We start from the raw sequence: 21,295 nt of genomic DNA, 5'->3' as shown, positions 1-21,295 counted from the left end.
GCAATATGAGATCGCGATCAAATTATAACTTATTGATTATTAAAATTTAATATTATTTCAACGATCGTCAGATAGCACATTTAGTCCAGGCCGCAGAAACTACTCACAAACTTATCCACAGATTTTATTTGCGAGCGATCCTCAGGATCGCAAAATCTTTGGCTGTATTGGCCGCGAAAAACTGATGTTTTCATCCTTCTGTGGCATCCTTTATTCATAAATTACTCAAAGGCACGGACATTATGGTTCAGATCCCCGAAAATCCGCTTATTCTCGTCGACGGTTCGTCTTACCTCTATCGGGCGTATCATGCGTTTCCTCCGCTGACTAACAGCGCGGGAGAGCCTACGGGCGCAATGTATGGCGTGCTGAACATGCTGCGTAGCTTGATTCTGCAGTATCAGCCGAGCCATGCCGCCGTAGTCTTCGATGCGAAAGGCAAAACTTTCCGGGATGAGCTGTTTGAACATTACAAATCCCATCGCCCGCCGATGCCGGACGATCTGCGCGCGCAGATTGAACCCCTGCATAAGATGGTGAAAGCGATGGGGCTGCCTTTAATGGCTGTCTCTGGCGTAGAAGCGGACGATGTGATCGGTACGCTGGCGCGGGAAGCCGAAAAGCTGGGTCGCCCTGTGTTGATCAGTACCGGTGATAAAGATATGGCGCAGCTGGTTACGCCGGGGATCACCCTGATTAACACCATGACCAATACTATCCTCGGCCCGGAAGAGGTGGTGACAAAGTATGGCGTGCCGCCGGAGCTTATCATCGACTTCCTCGCCCTGATGGGCGACTCCTCCGATAACATCCCGGGCGTGCCGGGCGTAGGCGAGAAGACGGCCCAGGCTCTGCTGCAGGGGTTGGGTGGGCTGGATACGCTGTATAGCGAGCAGGATAAAATTGCCGGGTTAACCTTCCGCGGTGCCAAAACCATGGCCGCTAAGCTTGAGCAAAACAAAGAGGTGGCGTACCTCTCCTATCAGCTGGCGACCATTAAAACCGACGTTGAACTGGATCTGACCTGCGAGCAGTTGGAAGTGCAGCAGCCTGCTGCCGAAGAGCTGTTGGGCCTGTTTAAGCAGTATGAATTCAAACGCTGGATAACCGATCTTGAAGCGGGGAAATGGCTGCAGGCGAAAGGGGCTAAACCGGCGGCTAAGCCGAAAGAGACGCGGGTGATCGATGCAGAAGAGGAGCCGGAAGAAGAAGCCAGCGTCCTCTCTTCTGAACATTACGAAACCATCCTTGATGAAGCACAGCTGCAGGTCTGGATTGAAAAATTAAAGCAGGCGCCGGTGTTCGCTTTTGATACCGAAACCGACAGTCTCGATAATGTCTCCGCCAATATGGTGGGTCTCTCCTTCGCCACTGAGCCTGGCGTTGCCGCCTATGTGCCGGTCGCACACGACTATCTGGATGCGCCTGAACAGATCGCCCGCGAGCGCGTACTCGAGCTCCTCAAGCCGATCCTTGAAGACGAAAAAGCACTCAAGGTGGGGCAAAACCTGAAGTTCGATCGCGGCATCCTGCAGAACTACGGCATTGAGCTGCGGGGCATTGCCTTCGATACCATGCTGGAGTCCTATATCCTCGACAGTGTGGCCGGTCGTCACGATATGGATTCACTCTCCGATCGCTGGCTGAAGCACAAAACCGTCACCTTTGAAGAGATTGCGGGTAAGGGCAAGAATCAGCTGACGTTTAACCAGATTGCTCTTGAAGAGGCGGGACACTATGCGGCTGAAGATGCCGACGTCACGCTGCAACTGCATTTAAAGATGTGGCCAAAGCTGCAAAAACACGCCGGGCCGCTGAACGTGTTCCAGAATATCGAGATGCCGCTGGTGCCGGTTCTGTCCCGGATTGAGCGCAACGGCGTGAAGATCGACCCGGCTGTGCTGCATAAGCACTCGGAAGAGATCGCGTTGCGCCTGAACGAACTCGAGCAAAAAGCGCATGAGATCGCCGGCGAGCCGTTTAATCTCTCGTCCACCAAGCAGCTGCAGACCATCCTGTTTGAAAAGCAGGGCATTAAGCCGCTGAAGAAGACTCCGGGCGGGGCGCCGTCCACTTCCGAAGAGGTGCTGGAGGAATTGGCACTGGACTATCCGCTGCCAAAAGTGATCCTGCAATACCGCGGGCTGGCCAAGCTGAAATCGACCTACACCGATAAGCTGCCGTTGATGATCAACCCGAAAACGGGTCGCGTGCATACCTCCTATCATCAGGCAGTGGCGGCTACCGGGCGACTGTCCTCAACCGATCCTAACCTGCAAAATATTCCGGTGCGTAATGAAGAGGGGCGTCGTATCCGTCAGGCGTTTATTGCGCCGCAGGACTACGTCATTGTCTCTGCTGACTACTCACAGATTGAACTGCGTATTATGGCGCACCTGTCCCGGGATAAGGGACTATTGACCGCCTTTGCGGAAGGACAGGATATCCACCGGGCCACGGCGGCCGAAGTGTTTGGCATGTCCCTTGAGAGTGTCACCGGGGAACAGCGCCGGAGCGCAAAAGCGATCAACTTTGGTCTGATCTACGGTATGAGCGCATTTGGTCTCTCCCGTCAGCTCAACATTCCGCGTAAAGAGTCGCAGAAGTATATGGATCTCTATTTCGAACGCTATCCGGGCGTGCTGCAGTACATGGAGACCACCCGCGCCCAGGCGAAAGAAAAAGGCTATGTCGAAACGCTGGAAGGACGCCGCCTCTATCTGCCGGATATCAAATCCAGCAATGCCGCCCGCCGTGCCGGTGCCGAGCGTGCAGCAATCAACGCCCCGATGCAGGGGACGGCGGCAGATATCATTAAGCGTGCAATGATCGCCGTTGATGCCTGGCTGGAGAAGGAGCAGCCGCGGGTTCGTATGATCATGCAGGTACACGATGAACTGGTGTTCGAAGTGCACAAAGACGATCTGGAAGCCGTCTCGAAAAAGATCCATGAACTGATGGAGAATACCGTGAAGCTGGATGTACCGTTGCTGGTGGAAGTGGATAGCGGAGAAAACTGGGATCAGGCTCACTAACTCTTTATGGGATATGACCTGTTTTTGTAAGTAAGCAACATATCCATGAACGTTTTGTGATGATCATTAGAATTCCCTATGTAAAGAATGAAAAAAAACTACAAAAAGTGCTTTGTCTATAGTCTAAAACAGAGTAGAGTTATTCACGTAGGGTACAGAGGTAAGATGTTCTATCTTTCAGACCTTTTACTTCACGTAATCGGATTTGGCTGAATATTTTAGCCGCCCCAGTCAGTAATGACTGGGGCGTTTTTTATTGCGGCAAAGTAAAATTCAGCGCAAAAAAAGCGCGGACATCGCCGCGCTTATTATCACTCTTCCGCTTCTGTTGCGGGTTCCAGCTCGCTGTACCAGTGATCCAGCTTCTCACGCAGTTTATCCACGCCGAGTTTCTTCAGCGAAGAGAAGGCTTCAACCTGGATGTCGCCGTTGAATGCCAGAACCGCTTCACGCACCATATTCACCTGCGCTTTACGCGCGCCGCTGGCCAGCTTGTCGGCTTTGGTCAGCAGTACCAGCACCTGGATCCCGCTTTCGACGGCCCAGTGGATCATCTGCTGATCAAGATCTTTAAGCGGATGGCGAATATCCATCAGCACGACCAGACCTTTCAGGCACAGGCGTTTTTCCAGATATTCACCCAGGGCGCGCTGCCACTTGATTTTCATCTCTTCCGGAACTTCGGCGTAGCCATAGCCTGGCAGGTCAACCAGGCGCTTGCCTGGCGCAACTTCGAACAAGTTAATCAGTTGGGTACGGCCAGGCGTTTTAGAGATACGGGCCAGGCTTTTCTGATTGGTCAGGGTATTCAGAGCGCTGGATTTCCCCGCGTTGGACCGGCCAGCAAATGCCACTTCAAGACCCGTATCAGCGGGTAAATGGCGAATATCAGGCGCACTAAGGACAAAATGCGTCTGGTGATAATTCAGGTTGGTCACGTGGTTGTCTCCAGAAATTCGTAACGTTGGGGGGATTATACCTGAACAGAGAGAAAAGGCTTTTCCCATCGGCAATGCGGCTGTAAGTAAAAACCATGAGCTTTGTAAGAGATCTGCCCTTTTTACTATGGGAGATTTAAGAAAAATCGCAGGGTGTTAAAAAATCAAAACCATTAAAATCAGACTATTAACGCTTAGTCTTAATCTGAAAGTCGCGCGTAAGTCGCGTGAGTGGGTTGTAGGTTTTGCCTGACAGCGTAAAGTAACGTTCAACGGCGAGGATGCCGAGAGGAACCGGACTTAAGGATAAGGGTCAGGAGCGCCAGGAGGCGAAGACACAGGATTGTCAGGAAGACGCACGCCTCGGAGGCGTTGAAAAGGGAAAAGGACCTATCACGGACGGTACCTGCTAACGGAAAAACAGGGTTAGTTGTCAGCAAACAGGGATTGTCAGACCCATAACGGGTTGTGAGTCAGGAAAAAAGGCGACAGATTGCTCTGTCGCCTTTTTTCTTTGCTTGCTTTCTGCTAGATTTCGCCGCAATTCTATACTGAAGAAAACGAGTTAAAGACAAAACAACATGAAAAAACCGACCTCCGCTGCAGGCGCTAAACGTCCAGCAAAAGCACGCCGCAAAACGCGCGAAGAACTGAATCAGGAAGCGCGCGATCGCAAACGCGATAAAAAGCATCGTGGTCATGCTGCCGGCAGCCGCGCGAGTGGCGGTGACTCATCCGGCGCGTCTGCGAAAAACAAGCAGCAGAAAGACCCGCGTATCGGCAGTAAAACACCTGTTCCATTAGGCGTGACCGATGCCCCGGTCACCAGGCAGCACAAACCCAAGAGCGAGAAACCTATGCTTTCACCGCAGGCTGAGCTGGATTTGCTGGAGAATGATGAGCGCCTGGACGCGCTGCTGGAACGTCTTGAAGAGGGTGAAACCCTGAATGCTGAAGAGCAGTCATGGGTGGATGCCAAACTGGACCGCATCGATGAGCTGATGCAGAAGCTTGGCCTCTCTTACGACGACGAAGAGGAAGAGGAAGAAGAAGAGAAGCAGGAAGACATGATGCGCCTGCTGAAAGGTGGAAACTAACATTTGCACCCGGCAGGCTTTATCGTCCTGCTTATAACCCTTCCGGTTATATGTTATCTGGTGTGGTTATTCGTTAAACTACGGCGGTTGTCGCGGCGACAGAAGTGGCTGCGCACCCGATTCATGGCCCGCACAGGGGCCAGAACGGGCCGCCGTATACGAACGCGACACCAACGGAAGGAGTGAACATGTCTGTACCAACCATCGACTGGGATCTGGCTCTGATCCAAAAATATAACTATTCCGGGCCGCGTTATACCTCTTATCCAACCGCGCTGGAGTTTTCCGACGCCTTCGGTGATAGCCATTTTCAGCAGGCAGTTGCGCGTTACCCTGACCGCCCGCTCTCTCTGTATGTTCATATCCCGTTCTGCCACAAGCTCTGCTACTTCTGCGGCTGCAATAAAATTGTGACCCGCCAGCAGCACAAAGCGGATCAGTATCTGGATGCGCTTGAGCAGGAGATCCTGCATCGCGCGCCGCAGTTTGCCGGTCGCCATGTCACCCAGCTCCACTGGGGCGGTGGTACGCCGACCTACCTGAATAAAGCGCAAATCAGCCGTTTAATGGCGCTGCTGCGTGGCAACTTTAATTTCAACCATGATGCCGAAATCTCGATCGAGGTTGATCCGCGTGAAATTGAGCTGGATGTACTGGATCACTTACGCACGGAAGGGTTCAACCGCCTGAGTATGGGCGTGCAGGACTTCAACAAAGAGGTTCAGCGCCTGGTCAACCGCGAGCAGGATGAAGAGTTCATCTTTGCCCTGCTAAATCACGCGCGGGATATTGGCTTCACCTCGACCAATATCGATCTGATTTATGGCCTGCCTAAGCAGACGCCAGAAAGTTTTGCCTTTACGCTGAAGCGCGTGGCAGAGCTTAACCCGGATCGCCTGAGCGTCTTCAACTATGCGCATCTGCCGACGCTGTTTGCTGCCCAACGCAAAATCAAGGATGCCGACCTGCCTTCTGCCCAGCAAAAACTGGATATTCTGCAGGAAACCATCACCTCTCTGACCGAGACCGGCTACCAGTTTATCGGCATGGATCACTTCGCCCGTCCGGATGACGAGCTGGCTATTGCTCAGCGTGAAGGGGTACTGCACCGCAATTTCCAGGGTTACACCACCCAGGGTGATACGGATCTGCTGGGGATGGGCGTTTCGGCCATCAGCATGATTGGCGACTGCTATGCCCAGAACCAGAAAGAGTTGAAGCACTATTATCAGCAGGTGGATGAAACCGGCAACGCTCTGTGGCGCGGCATCGCGTTAACCCGCGACGACTGTATCCGCCGGGACGTGATAAAAGCGCTGATCTGCAACTTCCGCCTCGACTTCAGCGAGGTTGAAGCGCAGTGGGATCTGCAGTTTAGCGATTACTTTGCGGAAGACCTGAAGCTGCTGGCGCCGCTGGCAAAAGATGGGCTGGTGGATGTCACGGAGCGTGCGATTGAGGTCACGCCGAAGGGGCGTCTGTTGATTCGTAATATCTGCATGTGCTTTGACGCCTATTTGCGTCAAAAAGCGCGTCTGCAGCAGTTCTCGCGGGTGATTTAAGGCGTACCGAAGTAAGTAGGCCGGGTAAGGCGTAGCCGCCACCCGGCAAACCCTCTAACTAAACAACCCAACCAGCGCCGCACACAGCACAGCTGCAATGGCCGCCTGTGGCGTATGTCCCGCTGCTGCGCTGGCTTCGACGCCGCCAGACAAGATTGTAACGATAGATTCCAGCATGATGATCCCCCCGTTTTCCCGGGCAAGATAATACTTAACTCATCGGAACAGTAAAGCGCAAAATAACGCCAGTTTGCGCTTAATTCATCCTCTTTACACAGCGGGTAAAATTTCACTCCATGCCCAGCTCTTTTAACTTACGCGTCAGGGTATTGCGACCCCAGCCGAGCAGGCGTGCTGCCTCCTGTTTATGGCCCTGGGTATGGCGCAGCGCGGTAGTGAGCAGCGTGCGTTCCATCTCGGGCTGTGCCTCGGATAGCAGGTTTTGATGACCGGAACGCAGGGCGCGATCGGCCCACTGCGCCAGCAGCGTCGCCCAGCTGTCAGGCAGGGTCTGACCGGTGCTGCTTTCTGGTACATGGGTTTCGAAAAGCTCAGGGGGAAGATCCTGAATCAGCACCTCCTGGCCTGCGGCCATCACCGTTAACCAGCGACAGGTATTTTCCAGCTGGCGCACGTTACCGGGCCAGGCCAGGCGCGTCAGCGCGGCCTCGGTTTCCGGGTGCAGCAGTTTGGCTTCCACCCCCAGTTCGCGGGCGGCATCCTGCAGGAAATGACGCGCCAGGCGCGGGATATCTTCCCGGCGCTCCCGCAGAGGAGGCAGATGTACGCGAATAACGTTCAGTCGATGGAATAAGTCCTCACGGAATTTCCCTTCCTGCACGCGCTGCTCCAGGTTCTGGTGCGTTGCGGCAATAATGCGCACATCCACCTTCACCGGGGCATAACCGCCTACGCGATAAAATTGTCCGTCGGCCAGCACGCGCAGCAGTCGGGTCTGAACGTCCAGCGGCATGTCGCCGATCTCATCCAGGAAAAGTGTGCCGCCATCAGCCTGTTCGAAACGACCCTGACGAATGGTATTCGCACCGGTGAACGCCCCTTTTTCGTGACCAAACAGCTCGGATTCAATCAAATCCTTGGGGATCGCCGCCATATTCAGGGCGATAAACGGGGCTTTGGCGCGCGGGCTGTGGCGATGCAGGGCATGCGCGACTAGCTCTTTCCCGGTGCCTGACTCGCCGTTAATCAGCACGCTTATGGAGGAGCGCGACAGGCGACCGATGATGCGAAACACATCCTGCATCGCCGGCGCTTCGCCAATGATATCGGTGGTAGGGCCGAATACCGGGGCGTTACGCGGCTGCTGCTGTTCCTGATAGTGGCTGATGGCGCGTTCAACCAGCGCCACTGCCTCGTCAATATCGAACGGTTTTGGCAGGTAATCGAACGCACCCTGCTGGTAGGCGCTGACCGCTGCATCCAGATCGGAGTGTGCAGTCATTATGATGACTGGCAGCATCGGGTGGCGCTGCTTAATCTGTTTTAACAGCGCCAGGCCGTCCATCCCCGGCATACGGATATCGGACAGCAGCACGTCCGGGGTTTTGGTGGTGAGTGCATCAAGCACGTCGGCCCCGCTCTCAAAAGCGGTGCAGCTTAATCCTGCTCCGGTAAGCGCCCGTTCAAGCACCCAGCGGATGGAGCTATCGTCATCAACTACCCAGACTATCCCTCGTTGCATAACCTAACCCTCTATTTCCTGATTGGCAGGTAAACCGAAAACTCGGTATGACCCGGCCAACTGGTAAATTCAATTTTGCCGGAATGCTGATCTATCAAATTACGCGCAATGGATAAGCCAAGCCCGGTCCCGCCTTCACGGCCGCTGACCATCGGGTAAAACAGCGTGTCCTGTAAATGAGAAGGGATCCCCGGGCCGTTATCTTCCACGTCGATGCGGGCCGCCAGACGGTAGCGCGTACCGTGCAGGGTGAGCTGAAAGGCGGTGCGGGTACGCAGAATAATTTCGCCGCCATCCGCCCCTAATGCCTGCAGGGCATTGCGCACGATATTCAGTAATACCTGTTCAATCTGGTCGGGATCGTGCGGCAGTTCCGGCAGGCTGGGATCGTAATCCCGAATCAGCCTGACGTTATCCGGCAGCTCCATCGACACCAGTTTGACGACGCGCTCGGCCACTTTGTGGATGCTCTCGGTGACGTGCATCCCGGGTTGCTGCGGACCTAACAGGCGATCCACCAGATTACGCAGGCGATCGGCCTGTTCAATGATGACGTTGGTGTACTCCGCCAGCGCCGGGTCGGGCAGGGCTTTGGTTAACAGTTGTGCCGCACCGCGCAGGCCACCAAGCGGATTTTTAATCTCATGGGCGAGGCCGCGCACCAGGTCGCGGGCTGCAATCTGCTGAGCATGCTGGAGCTGCTCCTGGCTCAGGCGACGCTGATTATCCATTGGCGCCATCTCCAGCAGGATCAGGCCTTCCGGCAGCCGTTGCGCGGTCAGGGAGAGAATATGCGAGCGCCCGTCGATCACCAGCGTGACTTCGTTATCGGTAAAGCCTTGTCCCGCCTGCAGGCTCTCCTGCATCAGGCCGATGTTCAGGGAAAAATAACTCAACAGCTCGGGTAGCGGCGCGCCAAACAGTTTGCGTGAACTCTGGGCAAGCAACTGCTGGGCCGCAGGGTTGGCGTAATGCACCGCCAGATCGTCGTCGACCAATAAAATGCTGTTGATCAGTGAATTGAGGATCTGCCCAGCATCGGGCAGCGTGCCAGTTGCCATTCAGCAGTCTCCTGGAGTTGGTTGCACCATTTTAGTGCAGTATAGCGTTTCTGCGGTAAAAAGCGCGTGAGATCAGTTTGTTGGTGGTGAAAAAAGCCCATCCGAAGATGGGCTGAAAAGTTTCCACGGCAACAAAAAAAACGGCTATCAATCTCGCGCGGAAAGGCCGCGCGACAGGGATTGAAGATTAAACGCTGTAGTACAGTTCGAACTCAACCGGGTGTGGCGTCATGCGAACACGGTCGTTCTCTTCCATACGCAGCGCGATGTAAGCATCGATCGCTTCGTCGGTGAACACGCCGCCAGCCGTCAGGAACTCACGGTCTGCGTCCAGCGCGTTCAGGGCTTCTTCCAGAGAGCCTGCAACCTGTGGGATCTCTTTCGCTTCTTCTGGCGGCAGGTCGTACAGGTTTTTGTCCATCGCTTCGCCCGGGTGGATCTTGTTCTTGATACCGTCAAGACCCGCCATCAGCAGCGCTGCGAAGCACAGGTATGGGTTAGCCGCTGGATCCGGGAAGCGAACTTCGATACGGCGTGCTTTCGGAGAGGAAACCACCGGAATACGGATAGAAGCAGAACGGTTACGGGCAGAGTACGCCAGCATTACCGGTGCTTCGTAGCCTGGGACCAGACGCTTGTAGGAGTTAGTGGTTGGGTTCGCCAGGGCGTTGATCGCTTTAGCGTGTTTGATTACGCCGCCAATGTAGTGCAGTGCCTGCTCGGACAGACCCGCATATTTGTCGCCAGCGAACAGGTTAGTCCCGTTCTTGGACAGAGACATGTGGCAGTGCATACCGGAACCGTTGTCACCAAACATTGGTTTTGGCATGAAGGTCGCGGTTTTACCGAAACGGTGCGCAACGTTGTGCACAACGTATTTGTAGATCTGAATTTCGTCCGCTTTCTTGGTCATGGTGTTGAAACGGGTGGCGATTTCGTTCTGGCCAGCAGTTGCAACTTCATGGTGGTGTGCTTCAACAACCAGGCCCATCTCTTCCATGATCAGACACATGGTAGAACGGATGTCCTGTGAAGAGTCGACCGGTGGAACCGGGAAGTAACCGCCTTTAACAGCAGGACGGTGACCTTTGTTGCCACCTTCGTATTTGGTGGAGGAGTTCCATGCGCCTTCGATATCATCGATAGCAACGTGGGAACCGGAAGTGGTCGCACCAAAACGGATGTCGTCGAACAGGAAGAACTCTGGCTCTGGCCCGAACAGAACGGTGTCTGCGATGCCGGTGGAGCGCAGGTACTCTTCAGCGCGTTTAGCGATAGAGCGTGGGTCGCGGTCATAACCCTGCAGGGTGCCCGGCTCGAGGATATCGCAACGGATGATCAGGGTAGATTCTTCGAAGAACGGGTCAATGAGCGCAGTGGATGCGTCAGGCATCAGAACCATGTCAGATTCGTTGATACCTTTCCAGCCACCAATCGAGGAGCCGTCAAACATTTTGCCTTCTTCAAAGAATTCGGCATTCACCTGATGAGCAGGAATAGTGACGTGCTGTTCTTTGCCTTTGGTATCGGTGAAGCGCAGATCAACAAACTTCACTTCATGTTCGTTCAGCATCGTCAAAACGTGTTCAGCGGACATACTTAACTCTCCAGATTGGTCATTGTCGTCGTGGTAACGAGGTCTTCAAATTCTGTGTAAGGCAGGCGATGTTGCCTTTGGTTGCCGTATTTTTTATTAAGCGAAATCTGTGCCAACTTTTAAAACACCCCAAAAAGGCGTTATCATGCGCACCATAGTGCAAAAGGGCTGCACCACGATGGTTTTGTTGCACCAGTATAGTGCTTCAATGTGAACATTGAGCACCATATTGGTGCAATTTACGTTAAAGTGCCCTTTTACCGCTCCGTGAAAGCGATCACAAAGCATCTCTGCGATACTTGTTTGCGGGGGATGTTTGTGATCCTGTTTTGTAGTGCGATTAATCCGTGTACAATAACGCGCTATTTCTAAATGCCTGAGGCAAAGTTGTGATCGAAAATCTGCGTAATATCGCCATCATCGCGCACGTTGACCATGGTAAAACTACCCTGGTTGATAAGCTGCTGCAGCAATCCGGTACGTTCGATGCGCGTGCCGAAACTCAAGAACGCGTGATGGACTCCAACGATTTGGAGAAAGAGCGTGGGATTACCATCCTCGCTAAAAACACCGCGATCAAATGGAATGACTACCGTATCAACATCGTTGATACCCCGGGGCACGCCGACTTCGGTGGTGAAGTTGAGCGCGTGATGTCCATGGTGGATTCCGTGCTGCTGGTGGTTGACGCATTTGACGGCCCAATGCCGCAGACGCGCTTCGTAACCAAAAAAGCATTCGCCCATGGCCTGAAACCAATCGTGGTTATCAACAAAGTTGACCGCCCTGGCGCGCGTCCTGACTGGGTTGTTGATCAGGTCTTCGACCTGTTCGTTAACCTCGACGCAACCGACGAGCAGCTGGACTTCCCTATCGTTTACGCTTCTGCGCTGAACGGTATCGCAGGTCTGGATCACGAAGACATGGCTGAAGACATGACTCCGCTGTATCAGACGATTGTTGACCGTGTTCCTGCGCCAAACGTTGATGTTGAAGGCACTCTGCAGATGCAGATCTCTCAGCTCGACTACAACAACTATGTTGGCGTTATCGGCATCGGCCGTATCAAGCGCGGTAAAGTGAAGCCTAACCAGCAGGTCACTATCATCGATAGCGAAGGCAAAACCCGTAACGGTAAAGTCGGTAAAGTACTGACCCACCTGGGCCTTGAGCGTATCGAGAGCGACATTGCTGAAGCAGGCGACATCATCGCGATCACCGGTCTGGGCGAGCTGAACATCTCCGATACCATTTGCGACACGCAAGCGGTTGAAGCGCTGCCAGCCCTGTCAGTTGATGAACCGACCGTAACCATGTTCTTCAACGTCAACACCTCTCCGTTCTGTGGTAAAGAAGGTAAGTTTGTTACCTCTCGTCAGATCCTTGACCGCCTGAACAAAGAGCTGGTGCACAACGTGGCACTGCGCGTTGAAGAGACCCCTGATGCGGACGCATTCCGTGTTTCCGGTCGTGGTGAGCTGCACCTGTCTGTTCTGATCGAAAACATGCGTCGTGAAGGTTTCGAGATGGCGGTTTCCCGTCCGAAAGTAATCTTCCGCGAAATCGATGGCCGTAAACAAGAGCCGTTCGAAAACGTAACGCTGGACGTCGAAGAGCAGCACCAGGGTTCTGTGATGCAGGCTCTGGGTGAGCGTAAAGGCGACCTGAAAAACATGAATCCAGATGGCAAAGGCCGCGTACGTCTCGACTACGTGATCCCAAGCCGTGGTCTGATCGGCTTCCGTTCAGAGTTCATGACCATGACTTCCGGTACGGGTCTGCTGTACTCCACCTTCAGCCACTACGACGACGTTCGTCCGGGCGAAGTTGGCCAGCGTAACAACGGCGTTCTGATCTCCAACGGTCAGGGTAAAGCGGTTGCGTTCGCCCTGTTCAGCCTGCAGGACCGCGGTAAGCTGTTCCTGGGTCACGGTGCAGAAGTTTACGAAGGCCAGATCATCGGTATTCACAGCCGTTCTAACGACCTGACTGTAAACTGCCTGACCGGTAAGAAACTGACCAACATGCGTGCGTCCGGTACTGACGAAGCAACGGTTCTGGTTCCACCGGTTAAGATGACTCTGGAGCAGGCTCTGGAATTCATCGATGACGACGAACTGGTAGAAGTGACTCCAACCTCTATCCGTATTCGTAAACGTCACCTGACTGAGAACGATCGTAAACGCGCAATGCGCGGCCCGAAAGAAGATTAATTTTCTTCTCTCCGTCCTCTAAAACCCCGCCTTCTGGCGGGGTTTTTCTTTTCCGCCATGCCGCACGCCTCATAGCCAAACATCTTCTTTCCCGCTACAGTTAATTTTCACGGCGAAAAGGAGAAACACATGCTCTATATCTTTGATTTAGGAAACGTAATCGTCGATATCGACTTCAATCGTGTGCTGGGAACATGGAGTGATTTCAGCCGCGTTCCGCTGGCAACGCTTAAGCAGACTTTTACGATGGGCGACGCCTTCCATCAGCATGAGCGCGGTGAGATTTCGGATGAGCAATTCGCCGAAATGCTCTGTCATGAGATGGATCTTCCCCTCAGTTACGAACAATTTTCTCACGGCTGGCAGGCGATCTTTGTCGGGATTCGCCCCGAGGTGATTGCCATTATGCACAAGCTGCGTGAGCAGGGGCATCGGGTGGTGGTGCTGTCCAATACCAACCGCCTGCACACTACCTTCTGGCCGGATGAATACCCGGAAGTGAAAGCGGCCGCAGATAAAATCTATCTTTCCCAGGAGATGGGCATGCGTAAGCCGGAAGCACGGATCTACCAGGCCGTCCTGCAGGCCGAAGGATTCTCTGCCGCCGACGCCCTCTTTTTTGACGATAACGTCGATAATATAGAGGGAGCTAACCAGTTGGGTATCACGTCAATTCTGGTGACCGGAAAACAGACGATACCTGACTATTTTGCGAAGCAGTTATGCTAAAAATCGTTCATCAAAAAGCCAGCCACCACACCCAACCACTGCGTGCGTGGCTAAAACTCCTCTGGCACCGCATCGATGAGGACAATATGACTACGCTAGCAGGTAACCTCGCCTACGTGTCGTTGCTCTCGCTGGTGCCGCTGGTGGCTGTCATCTTTGCGCTTTTCGCCGCCTTTCCGATGTTTTCGGATGTCAGCCTGCAGCTCCGCCATTTTGTCTTTGCTAACTTCATGCCTGCTACCGGGGATGTCATTCAGAATTACATCGAGCAGTTTGTCGCCAACTCCAGCAAGATGACGGCGGTTGGGGCGTGCGGGCTTATCGTCACCGCGCTGCTGCTGATGTATGCCATTGATAGCGCGCTCAATACGATCTGGCGCAGCACCCGCGCACGGCCTAAAGTTTACTCGTTTGCGGTGTACTGGATGATCCTGACTCTGGGGCCGCTACTGGCCGGGGCCAGCCTGGCGATCAGCTCTTATCTGCTCTCGTTACGCTGGGCCAGCGAACTCGATAGCGTAATTGACGATGTGTTGCGCATCTTCCCGCTGCTCTTGTCCTGGCTCGCTTTCTGGTTACTCTACAGCATTGTGCCGACCACGCGCGTGCCTAACCGGGATGCCATGCTGGGGGCGCTGGTGGCCGCTCTGCTTTTCGAACTGGGCAAGAAAGGATTCGCGCTCTACATCACCATGTTCCCCTCCTATCAGCTGATTTATGGCGTGCTGGCGGTGATCCCCATTTTGTTCCTCTGGGTTTACTGGACGTGGTGTATCGTCTTGCTTGGCGCGGAAATTACTGTCACTCTCGGGGTATACCGCGAACTCAAAAAAGCGGCCGAAGCCGAAAAACGACGAGAAGCAGACCAACCATGATTGCATTAATCCAGCGCGTAACCCGTGCCAGCGTCACCGTGGAGGGAGAGGTGACGGGTGAAATTGGCCCGGGACTTTTAGTCTTGTTAGGTGTCGAAAGGGATGACGACGAGCAAAAAGCCAACCGCTTATGCGAGCGCGTGTTGGGTTACCGTATCTTTGGCGATGCGGAAGGCAAAATGAACCTCAACGTTCAGCAGGCGGGTGGCAGCGTGCTGGTGGTGTCGCAGTTTACGCTGGCCGCCGATACCGAGCGCGGCATGCGCCCGGGATTCTCAAAAGGGGCGGCGCCGGATCGGGCAGAAGCGTTATATGAATACTTTGTTGACCGTTGCCGTCAGCAAGAGATGCATACACAGACCGGACGATTCGCTGCAGATATGCAGGTCTCGCTGGTAAATGATGGCCCCGTCACGTTCTGGCTCCAGGTATGAGTGAGCTGACGGTATGGCCGCGGGTAACAAGAGAGAGTACAGCTATGTATCACCTTCGAGTACCGCAAACGGAAGAAGAGTTGGCGCTTTACTACCAGTTCCGCTGGGAGATGCTGCGTAAGCCATTACATCAGCCGAAAGGGTCGGAGCGCGACGCCTGGGACGCCATGGCACATCACCAGATGGTGATGGATGAAGAGGGCAACCTTGTCGCCGTCGGGCGGCTGTATATCAATGCCGATAATGAAGCCTCCATCCGCTTTATGGCGGTCCATCCCAGCGTACAGGACAAAGGTCTCGGCACGCTGATGGCGATGACGCTGGAGTCCGTGGCCCGTCAGGAGGGCGTGAAGCGCGTCACCTGTAGCGCGCGTGAAGATGCGGTGGAGTTCTTTGCCAAGCTGGGTTTTATAAACCAGGGCGAAATCACCACCCCGCAAACCACGCCGATTCGCCATTTTTTGATGATCAAACCCATCGCCTCGCTGGATGATATTCTGCATCGTGCCGACTGGTGCGGTCAGCTGCAGCAGGCCTGGTATCAGCATATCCCGCTGAGCGAAAAGATGGGGGTACGCATTCAGCAGTACACCGGGCAAAAATTTATCACCACCATGCCGGAGATCGGCAATCAGAACCCGCACCACACCCTGTTTGCCGGCAGCCTGTTCTCGCTGGCGACGCTCACCGGCTGGGGACTTATCTGGCTGATGCTGCGCGAGCGCCACCTGGGTGGCACTATCATCCTCGCCGATGCCCATATTCGTTACAGCCGCCCGATCAGCGGTAAGCCGAGCGCGGTGGCGGACTTAGGCTCGCTGAGCGGCGATCTCGACCGTCTGGCCCGCGGCCGCAAAGCCCGCGTGCAGATGCTGGTGGAGCTGTTCGGTGACGAGAGGTCTGGTGCGGTGTTTGAAGGAACCTATATCGTGCTGCCCGCGAAGCCGTTTGGTGCCTACGAAGAGGGCGGGAACGAGGAAGAGTAGCATCAGGAGTGAGAGTTACCCGTTGAGAATGGGGTAACTCTCGGTGTTAAGCCTCAGCCCGTTTACTTAAAAACGATAGCCCATACCCACGTTGAAACCCTTGATCGTATAGTCACGCCCCAGGCTGGCCTTCGTGCCTTCATAGCCGAGATTAATGGAAAGATTGTCGAGCGGGTTCATCACCATGCCCACTCCCCAGGCGAAAGATGCTGATTTCTCGGAAATACCGTCATGGTTCACTTCATTATTACCGTAATTCACCCAGCGGGTATTTCCGGTCGCTTTTACCCATGCGGCACCGCCGAGGGCATAAAGTGAAACGTAGTCATTAATACGGTACGCCGGCCCTGCCAGCAGAGAGTAATAATTTACGTCTATGTCATTATGAACAACGTCGCGGGTCGCTAAATAATCCTGCTTAGTATGCGTTTTCATCCACGAGAAGGAACCAAGAAGGCTGAGCGGAGAATCGAATTCGTAGCGATACTGGACGTTGACGCCATTCAGGTTGTCAAAGCCCTTAACGTCGCTGTGCGCGAAGCCTAAAGAAAAGGTGTGATTATTTGCAAATGCCAGGCTGCTGGTCAGAGAGGCTACCAGTAATATTGCCAGAGAGCTTTTATTCATTGATGTAATCCATTAATCAAAGAAGCCAGATATTTAATAATGATGATAAGAGGGGAGCGTGATGATTATTTTTCCTTTATCACACTGCCTTGGGCGATTTATTTTGCTTTGCTAAATTTGCAGGAGCAAATCTTAATTGCTTTATCGTCAATATGGGATTTCTTAATTCATTCTCTTTCCGCCGACACAGCGCCCAAACGCCATGCGATATCCCTCATAACATCCCTCGCCGCCTGGCTTACGCCACCAAGCTGAAAGAAACCGTGAATCACACCCGACCAGCAGTGGCAGGTGCAGTTCACGCCTTGTTCGGTCATGTGTTGATACAAAGCTTCGCCTTCGTCACATAACGGGTCGTACTCGGCGGTGATGATATGGGTTCTCGGTAGGCCATAAAAGTCATCCCGCCATAGTGGGCTGGCTTCAGGATGCTGGCGTTCGGTATGGGGAAGATACATGTTGTATCCGCTGAGGAGCGTATCGCGGGTAATAACATAATCCAGCCCATTGCGAGTGTAGCTTTCAAAATGCGCCGTTGCGTCGAGCATAGGATAGATTAGGATCAGCTGAGCGGGCTGCCACAAACCTGCGGCCTTAAGCCGTAGCGCCGTCACCAGTGCCAGATGGCCTCCCGCACTGTCCCCGCAAAGGGTGATGCGGGTTTTATCCACGCCAAATCTGTCCGCGTACTTCCAGACCAGATTTGCGCCTCTTTCAGCATCATCATGAGCAGCAGGGAAGGTATGTTCGGGAGCCAGTCTATACTGCACTGCAATCACCCGACAGTTGCTGTAATACGCCAGCTGACGCAGTTGGGACTCGTGGGTATCAAAACCGCCACTGACAAAACACCCGCCATGATAATAAATAACGGCGGGTAGCGTTTCAGGCGCGTTGAGCGGTGAGTAGGTCTGAAACGTTATTCCGTCCAGCGCCAGCGTTGCTATCTGGACACGCCTTTCTTTCTCCCCGGCAAGCACTGTTCCGGCAACATAGCCAGCCCTCCGTTCATCAATATTCTGGGCGAGCGAAGAGGGTCGCCCTGCGGCGATAAATTCCTGAACCAGCTTATCAATACCCTTTTCCAGTGCCATCGTTTAATCCTTAAATCTGTATGGATATACAGCGTTATAGCCTGGTTTTCTGCGGATGAAAACAGCAGATTTGGGGAGGATACAAATCTGGAAAGCGGCGCGCAGAAACAAAATGTACTGAGCAGAGCGAGTGGATTTTTCCACTTCATCTCAATAACGTAACAGGGTAGGGATACGTCATTGGCGTACACTTAACTTTTGATACTATAAGCCAATGGCGTATGTTTTATGCTATTCATTGAAACGGATATCTTCACTGAAGACGTCAAAAAATTACTGGATGACGACGAATACCATAAACTGCAGGTCTTTCTGGCAATGCAGCCTGAATATGGCGATCTGATTCAGAACACGGGAGGCTTACGCAAGATTCGCTGGCTTGCTGGCGGTAAGGGAGGAAAGCGTAGTGGTGTGCGAGTCATTTATTTTTATCGCTCACGTGAAAATGAAATTCGATTGCTGCTCATCTATCGCAAAGGGATCAAAGATGACCTGTCAGCAAATGAGAAAGCCGTACTGAAAATGATTATTGAGAGGTGGTAAATGGATAAGGCGCTATTTGAGCGGTTAACTCAAAGCGTGGCTCAGATGAACGAAATTGCCGGGGGCAAACGCGAGCCATCGCGCACCTTTCAAATCGATGCCATGAAAATTAAAGAAATTCGTCAGGCGTCAGGGCTGTCGCAAAGTAAATTCGCGCAACTAATCTCGGTCAGTGTTGATACGCTACGCAACTGGGAGCAAGGTAGACGTTCACCTACAGGCCCGGCCAAGGCGCTACTTCGTGCTATTGCCAACGATCCGCAGCATGTTATTCCTGCTCTATCCCAGTAATTTAGCCCGGCAGCAAAACCTACCGGGCTAAAAGGCAGATTACTCCCCTTCACCCGGGAACAGGAACGGGTTAATAGAGCTGCGGGCAAAGCCCTCCTGCTCCATTTTGGCGTCCAGAATCAGGGTAGCAAGATCGTCAGCGACGGCCTCCACTTTCGGGTCTTTTTCCTGGTACAAAATCTTCAGGTAGGTGCCACAGTCGCCGCAGCTTTCGGCTTTCACCGCGGACTGCTCGTTCTCCAGCGACCAGTAGTGCAGATCGCGGGTCTGCTCGCAGTTGCTGCACTTGATGCGCACCACGTGCCACTCGGTTTCACACAGGTTGCAGTGCAGGTAGCGCAGCCCCTGAGTGGTACCGATTTGCACCATGCTGGAGACCGGCATCGAACCGCATACCGGGCAGAACTGGCGGGCTTCACCGTATTCGGCACGGGCTTTACCTGGGATCAGGCTGGCCATTTGTGCCCAGTAGAGCGACAGGGCGGCCCAGATAAACGGAGCTTTATCGCTGCTGACTGAGGCAAAATCAGAGGCAAAAAGCGCGCTCGCCATCTGCTCCAGTTCCTGCTCAGAGGCTTTCTCGAGATTCTCGATCACCGCCAGCGCAGGGCCGCTCATCTCGGGCTTCAGCTCGGCAATCAGCGAGTGCAACAGTTTATGCCAGTGCTTATCGCGCGGCAGCACGTGGATATCCAGCGGCGGCTTGCCCTGAACGTTGGCCTCTTTGATGCGCGCGGTCAGGTCCATTTGCAGCGGATGGTCGTACAGCACCACTTCCTGGGCATGGGCGATCAGCCCGGCAAAGCGCAAATAATCGCCAAGCGGGTTGTTCTCTGCCAGTTCACGCAGGCGTTCAGCGCGGCGGTTGTAGAGGTTTTTCAGTCTGGGGAACAGTAGCGGCGGAATCACTTCCGCCGTGCGTTTCTCGCTCGAACCCAGCTCATCTTGCGGGATTATGCGAATACTCATTCAGATGACTTTTCCTGTTTCTGGCGGACTTCACGGTACCAGCGCGGGTGATGTTTCTTCGCCCACGTCTTAGTGACCCAGCCTTCCACCATCGCGGTAATGGTGCCTTTCACCCAGAGGGCGGCGTAGATATGCACCATGATAACCACAATTAACGCCACTGCGGCAAATGAATGCAGCATTAACGCAAATCGGATCACCGGGATTGAGAAAGCAGGCGCAAAGTACGGACGCCAGATGATCACGCCGCTCACCAGCAACAGGACCAGGAAGATAATCGCCGCCCAGAATACGCATTTCTGGCCGAAGTTATAACGCCCGGTATCACCTACTTCCTCGTTGACGACGATCTTACGAATATTCTTCGCCCAAAAGATATCATCCCGATTGATTAGGTTATGGTGCCAGTAGCGGAAAAACATGATGATGAACGAGGCGAACATCACCACTCCCACAAACGGGTGCAGGATGCGCGCCAGCTGCGGCGTACCGAGGATCTGCATCAGCCAGTTGAAGGAGGGGAAGAAGAACCCCAGCCCGCTTATCGCCGCCAGCATGAAGCAGAAGGCGGTGACCCAGTGGTTGATACGTTCCGGCGCCGTGTAGCGCACGATGGTGTCACGTTTTCTCATTTGCGCACCTCGTCTTTCTCTTCATGCAGGTTGTCGTCTTCCTCTTCCGCACGGTTCGGACCAACGCCGACGTAGTGGAAGATGCTCGCTGCGAAGGTGGCAGCAAAACCGACCGCTGCCAGCGGTTTCCAGATGCCTTTCCAGAATTTCACCGTGGCGCTGATCTCCGGATTCTCCGGCAGGCCATGATACAGATTCGGCTTGTCGGCGTGGTGCAGGACGTACATCACGTGGGTACCGCCAACACCGGCCGGATCGTACAGGCCTGCGTTGTCGTAACCGCGGGTTTTCAGCTCGGATACGCGCTCGCCCGCCAGCGTTTTCATATCCTCTTTGGAACCAAAGTGGATAGCGCCGGTTGGACAGGTCTTCACGCAGGCCGGCTCCTGGCCGACATTCACACGGTCGACGCACAGCGTACATTTATAGACGCGGTTGTCTTCCGGGTTCAGGCGCGGCACGTCAAACGGGCAGCCGGCGATGCAGTAGCCGCAGCCAATGCACTGCTCGGACTGGAAGTCGACGATGCCGTTGGCATACTGAATGATCGCCCCTTCCGCCGGGCAGGCCTTCAGGCAGCCCGGATCCGCACAGTGCATACAGCCGTCTTTGCGGATCAGCCACTCCAGTTTGTCGTTCTGCTCCACTTCAGAGAAACGCATCACCGTCCAGGACTTGGCGGTCAGATCCGCCGGGTTGTCGTACACCCCGACGTTATGTCCCACTTCGTCACGGAGGTCGTTCCACTCTGAACAGGCCACCTGACAGGCTTTACAGCCGATACAGGTGGTCACGTCAATAAGCTTCGCCACTTCCTGCTGGTGGTCCCGCGCCTGAGGCGCGGGGGTGAAACTGTTAGTCGCGGAACGACGAATAATGTCTTGCGATTGATAAGCCATAAGTCGTCTCC

Annotated in this window: 20 protein-coding genes and 1 pseudogene; 11 read left to right on the top strand and 10 right to left on the bottom strand. The window is 54.1% G+C overall.

All coding sequences use genetic code 11. The annotated features are described in order from the left end of the window. Window positions 1-242 precede the first annotated feature (242 nt). Window positions 243-3,035, top strand: coding sequence for a DNA polymerase I (polA, locus tag GNG27_RS23135; protein ID WP_156264973.1), 2,793 nt, complete (start codon window positions 243-245; stop codon window positions 3,033-3,035). A 311-nt stretch (window positions 3,036-3,346) separates the two neighbouring features. Here the strand turns inward: polA and yihA are convergent, their stop codons facing one another. Next, complete coding sequence (yihA, locus tag GNG27_RS23130) at window positions 3,347-3,973, bottom strand: ribosome biogenesis GTP-binding protein YihA/YsxC (RefSeq protein ID WP_142487618.1); 627 nt, start codon at window positions 3,971-3,973, stop codon at window positions 3,347-3,349. 281 nt (window positions 3,974-4,254) lie between these two features. Here yihA and GNG27_RS23930 point away from each other — a divergent pair. From GNG27_RS23930 to hemN, 3 genes and pseudogenes are all read left to right on the top strand, one after another. Further along, a pseudogene (locus tag GNG27_RS23930) lies at window positions 4,255-4,362 on the top strand (hypothetical protein); the annotation flags it as partial. Between the two features lie 192 nt (window positions 4,363-4,554). Continuing rightward, complete coding sequence (gene yihI, locus GNG27_RS23125) at window positions 4,555-5,070, top strand: Der GTPase-activating protein YihI (RefSeq protein ID WP_142487617.1); 516 nt, start codon at window positions 4,555-4,557, stop codon at window positions 5,068-5,070. A gap of 188 nt (window positions 5,071-5,258) precedes the next feature. After that, complete coding sequence (gene hemN / locus GNG27_RS23120) at window positions 5,259-6,632, top strand: oxygen-independent coproporphyrinogen III oxidase (protein WP_142487616.1); 1,374 nt, start codon at window positions 5,259-5,261, stop codon at window positions 6,630-6,632. A 54-nt stretch (window positions 6,633-6,686) separates the two neighbouring features. On the opposite strand, the gene GNG27_RS23115 is transcribed toward hemN, so the two are convergent. The 4 genes from GNG27_RS23115 to glnA form a co-directional block, all read right to left on the bottom strand. Then, window positions 6,687-6,809 carry a YshB family small membrane protein gene (locus GNG27_RS23115; RefSeq protein ID WP_142487615.1) on the bottom strand — a complete coding sequence of 41 codons (123 nt, stop codon included), beginning with the start codon at window positions 6,807-6,809 and terminating at the stop codon, window positions 6,687-6,689. 112 nt (window positions 6,810-6,921) lie between these two features. Continuing rightward, a complete protein-coding gene (gene glnG, locus GNG27_RS23110; protein WP_142487614.1) occupies window positions 6,922-8,334 on the bottom strand; it encodes a nitrogen regulation protein NR(I) in 1,413 nt (470 codons plus the stop codon). Between the two features lie 11 nt (window positions 8,335-8,345). Further along, window positions 8,346-9,395: a nitrogen regulation protein NR(II) gene (gene glnL, locus GNG27_RS23105; protein ID WP_142487613.1), complete on the bottom strand. Its 1,050-nt coding sequence runs from the start codon at window positions 9,393-9,395 to the stop codon at window positions 8,346-8,348. A gap of 187 nt (window positions 9,396-9,582) precedes the next feature. Beyond that, on the bottom strand, window positions 9,583-10,992 hold the full coding sequence (gene glnA / locus GNG27_RS23100; protein ID WP_142487612.1) for a glutamate--ammonia ligase: 1,410 nt from the start codon (window positions 10,990-10,992) through the stop codon (window positions 9,583-9,585). 389 nt (window positions 10,993-11,381) lie between these two features. Between glnA and typA the strand changes: the two genes are divergently transcribed. From typA to fabY, 5 genes are all read left to right on the top strand, one after another. Further along, window positions 11,382-13,205, top strand: coding sequence for a ribosome-dependent GTPase TypA (gene typA, locus GNG27_RS23095; protein ID WP_142487611.1), 1,824 nt, complete (start codon window positions 11,382-11,384; stop codon window positions 13,203-13,205). 129 nt (window positions 13,206-13,334) lie between these two features. Further along, a complete protein-coding gene (gene yihX, locus GNG27_RS23090; RefSeq protein WP_142487610.1) occupies window positions 13,335-13,934 on the top strand; it encodes a glucose-1-phosphatase in 600 nt (199 codons plus the stop codon). Then, entirely contained in the window at window positions 13,928-14,809 is an 882-nt protein-coding gene (locus GNG27_RS23085; protein WP_142487609.1) for a virulence factor BrkB family protein, read from the top strand. The genes yihX and GNG27_RS23085 overlap by 7 nt, the downstream gene beginning before the upstream one ends. Beyond that, window positions 14,806-15,243: a D-aminoacyl-tRNA deacylase gene (gene dtd / locus GNG27_RS23080; protein ID WP_142487608.1), complete on the top strand. Its 438-nt coding sequence runs from the start codon at window positions 14,806-14,808 to the stop codon at window positions 15,241-15,243. Before GNG27_RS23085 ends, dtd begins: the two co-directional genes overlap by 4 nt. Before the next feature lie 44 nt (window positions 15,244-15,287). Further along, a complete protein-coding gene (gene fabY, locus GNG27_RS23075; RefSeq protein ID WP_156264971.1) occupies window positions 15,288-16,229 on the top strand; it encodes a fatty acid biosynthesis protein FabY in 942 nt (313 codons plus the stop codon). A gap of 66 nt (window positions 16,230-16,295) precedes the next feature. Here the strand turns inward: fabY and GNG27_RS23070 are convergent, their stop codons facing one another. Both GNG27_RS23070 and GNG27_RS23065 read right to left on the bottom strand, forming a co-directional pair. Beyond that, window positions 16,296-16,856 carry an Ail/Lom family outer membrane beta-barrel protein gene (locus GNG27_RS23070; RefSeq protein WP_156264969.1) on the bottom strand — a complete coding sequence of 187 codons (561 nt, stop codon included), beginning with the start codon at window positions 16,854-16,856 and terminating at the stop codon, window positions 16,296-16,298. 167 nt (window positions 16,857-17,023) lie between these two features. Beyond that, the gene (locus tag GNG27_RS23065; protein ID WP_156264967.1) at window positions 17,024-17,950 is read right to left on the bottom strand and encodes an alpha/beta hydrolase; all 927 of its coding nucleotides are present in this window, start codon (window positions 17,948-17,950) and stop codon (window positions 17,024-17,026) included. A gap of 228 nt (window positions 17,951-18,178) precedes the next feature. On the opposite strand from GNG27_RS23065, the gene GNG27_RS23060 reads away from it, so the two are divergent. Both GNG27_RS23060 and nadS read left to right on the top strand, forming a co-directional pair. Next, the gene (locus tag GNG27_RS23060; protein WP_156264965.1) at window positions 18,179-18,493 is read left to right on the top strand and encodes a type II toxin-antitoxin system RelE/ParE family toxin; all 315 of its coding nucleotides are present in this window, start codon (window positions 18,179-18,181) and stop codon (window positions 18,491-18,493) included. Further along, window positions 18,494-18,784, top strand: a complete 291-nt coding sequence (gene nadS / locus GNG27_RS23055) for a NadS family protein (protein ID WP_156264963.1) — start codon at window positions 18,494-18,496, stop codon at window positions 18,782-18,784. A gap of 39 nt (window positions 18,785-18,823) precedes the next feature. On the opposite strand, the gene fdhE is transcribed toward nadS, so the two are convergent. The 3 genes from fdhE to fdxH are packed head-to-tail and all read right to left on the bottom strand — an operon-like array spanning window position 18,824 to window position 21,284. Beyond that, a complete protein-coding gene (gene fdhE, locus GNG27_RS23050; RefSeq protein ID WP_142487602.1) occupies window positions 18,824-19,753 on the bottom strand; it encodes a formate dehydrogenase accessory protein FdhE in 930 nt (309 codons plus the stop codon). Then, window positions 19,750-20,385 (bottom strand): formate dehydrogenase cytochrome b556 subunit, encoded by a 636-nt coding sequence (gene fdoI, locus GNG27_RS23045; RefSeq protein WP_015569914.1) that lies wholly within the window; start codon window positions 20,383-20,385, stop codon window positions 19,750-19,752. The genes fdhE and fdoI overlap by 4 nt, the downstream gene beginning before the upstream one ends. Continuing rightward, on the bottom strand, window positions 20,382-21,284 hold the full coding sequence (gene fdxH / locus GNG27_RS23040; RefSeq protein WP_156264961.1) for a formate dehydrogenase subunit beta: 903 nt from the start codon (window positions 21,282-21,284) through the stop codon (window positions 20,382-20,384). The genes fdoI and fdxH overlap by 4 nt, the downstream gene beginning before the upstream one ends. Window positions 21,285-21,295 lie beyond the last annotated feature (11 nt).

The sequence above is a fragment of the Leclercia sp. 119287 genome (assembly GCF_009734485.1).
Lineage (GTDB): Bacteria > Pseudomonadota > Gammaproteobacteria > Enterobacterales > Enterobacteriaceae > Enterobacter > Enterobacter adecarboxylatus_C.
The sequence above is the reverse complement of the archived record's forward strand: the minus strand, read 5'-3'. Positions and strand labels throughout refer to the sequence as shown.

What these genes read in the sequence shown, in the direction of transcription:
- polA (WP_156264973.1), top strand. Translation starts at nt 243, where the DNA reads ATGGTTCAGATCCCCGAAAATCCGCTTATTCTCGTCGACGGTTCGTCT.
- yihI (WP_142487617.1), top strand. Translation starts at nt 4,555, where the DNA reads ATGAAAAAACCGACCTCCGCTGCAGGCGCTAAACGTCCAGCAAAAGCA.
- hemN (WP_142487616.1), top strand. Translation starts at nt 5,259, where the DNA reads ATGTCTGTACCAACCATCGACTGGGATCTGGCTCTGATCCAAAAATAT.
- GNG27_RS23115 (WP_142487615.1), bottom strand. Translation starts at nt 6,809, where the DNA reads ATGCTGGAATCTATCGTTACAATCTTGTCTGGCGGCGTCGAAGCCAGC.
- glnG (WP_142487614.1), bottom strand. Translation starts at nt 8,334, where the DNA reads ATGCAACGAGGGATAGTCTGGGTAGTTGATGACGATAGCTCCATCCGC.
- glnL (WP_142487613.1), bottom strand. Translation starts at nt 9,395, where the DNA reads ATGGCAACTGGCACGCTGCCCGATGCTGGGCAGATCCTCAATTCACTG.
- glnA (WP_142487612.1), bottom strand. Translation starts at nt 10,992, where the DNA reads ATGTCCGCTGAACACGTTTTGACGATGCTGAACGAACATGAAGTGAAG.
- yihX (WP_142487610.1), top strand. Translation starts at nt 13,335, where the DNA reads ATGCTCTATATCTTTGATTTAGGAAACGTAATCGTCGATATCGACTTC.
- GNG27_RS23085 (WP_142487609.1), top strand. Translation starts at nt 13,928, where the DNA reads ATGCTAAAAATCGTTCATCAAAAAGCCAGCCACCACACCCAACCACTG.
- dtd (WP_142487608.1), top strand. Translation starts at nt 14,806, where the DNA reads ATGATTGCATTAATCCAGCGCGTAACCCGTGCCAGCGTCACCGTGGAG.
- fabY (WP_156264971.1), top strand. Translation starts at nt 15,288, where the DNA reads ATGTATCACCTTCGAGTACCGCAAACGGAAGAAGAGTTGGCGCTTTAC.
- GNG27_RS23070 (WP_156264969.1), bottom strand. Translation starts at nt 16,856, where the DNA reads ATGAATAAAAGCTCTCTGGCAATATTACTGGTAGCCTCTCTGACCAGC.
- GNG27_RS23065 (WP_156264967.1), bottom strand. Translation starts at nt 17,950, where the DNA reads ATGGCACTGGAAAAGGGTATTGATAAGCTGGTTCAGGAATTTATCGCC.
- GNG27_RS23060 (WP_156264965.1), top strand. Translation starts at nt 18,179, where the DNA reads ATGCTATTCATTGAAACGGATATCTTCACTGAAGACGTCAAAAAATTA.
- nadS (WP_156264963.1), top strand. Translation starts at nt 18,494, where the DNA reads ATGGATAAGGCGCTATTTGAGCGGTTAACTCAAAGCGTGGCTCAGATG.
- fdhE (WP_142487602.1), bottom strand. Translation starts at nt 19,753, where the DNA reads ATGAGTATTCGCATAATCCCGCAAGATGAGCTGGGTTCGAGCGAGAAA.
- fdoI (WP_015569914.1), bottom strand. Translation starts at nt 20,385, where the DNA reads ATGAGAAAACGTGACACCATCGTGCGCTACACGGCGCCGGAACGTATC.
- fdxH (WP_156264961.1), bottom strand. Translation starts at nt 21,284, where the DNA reads ATGGCTTATCAATCGCAAGACATTATTCGTCGTTCCGCGACTAACAGT.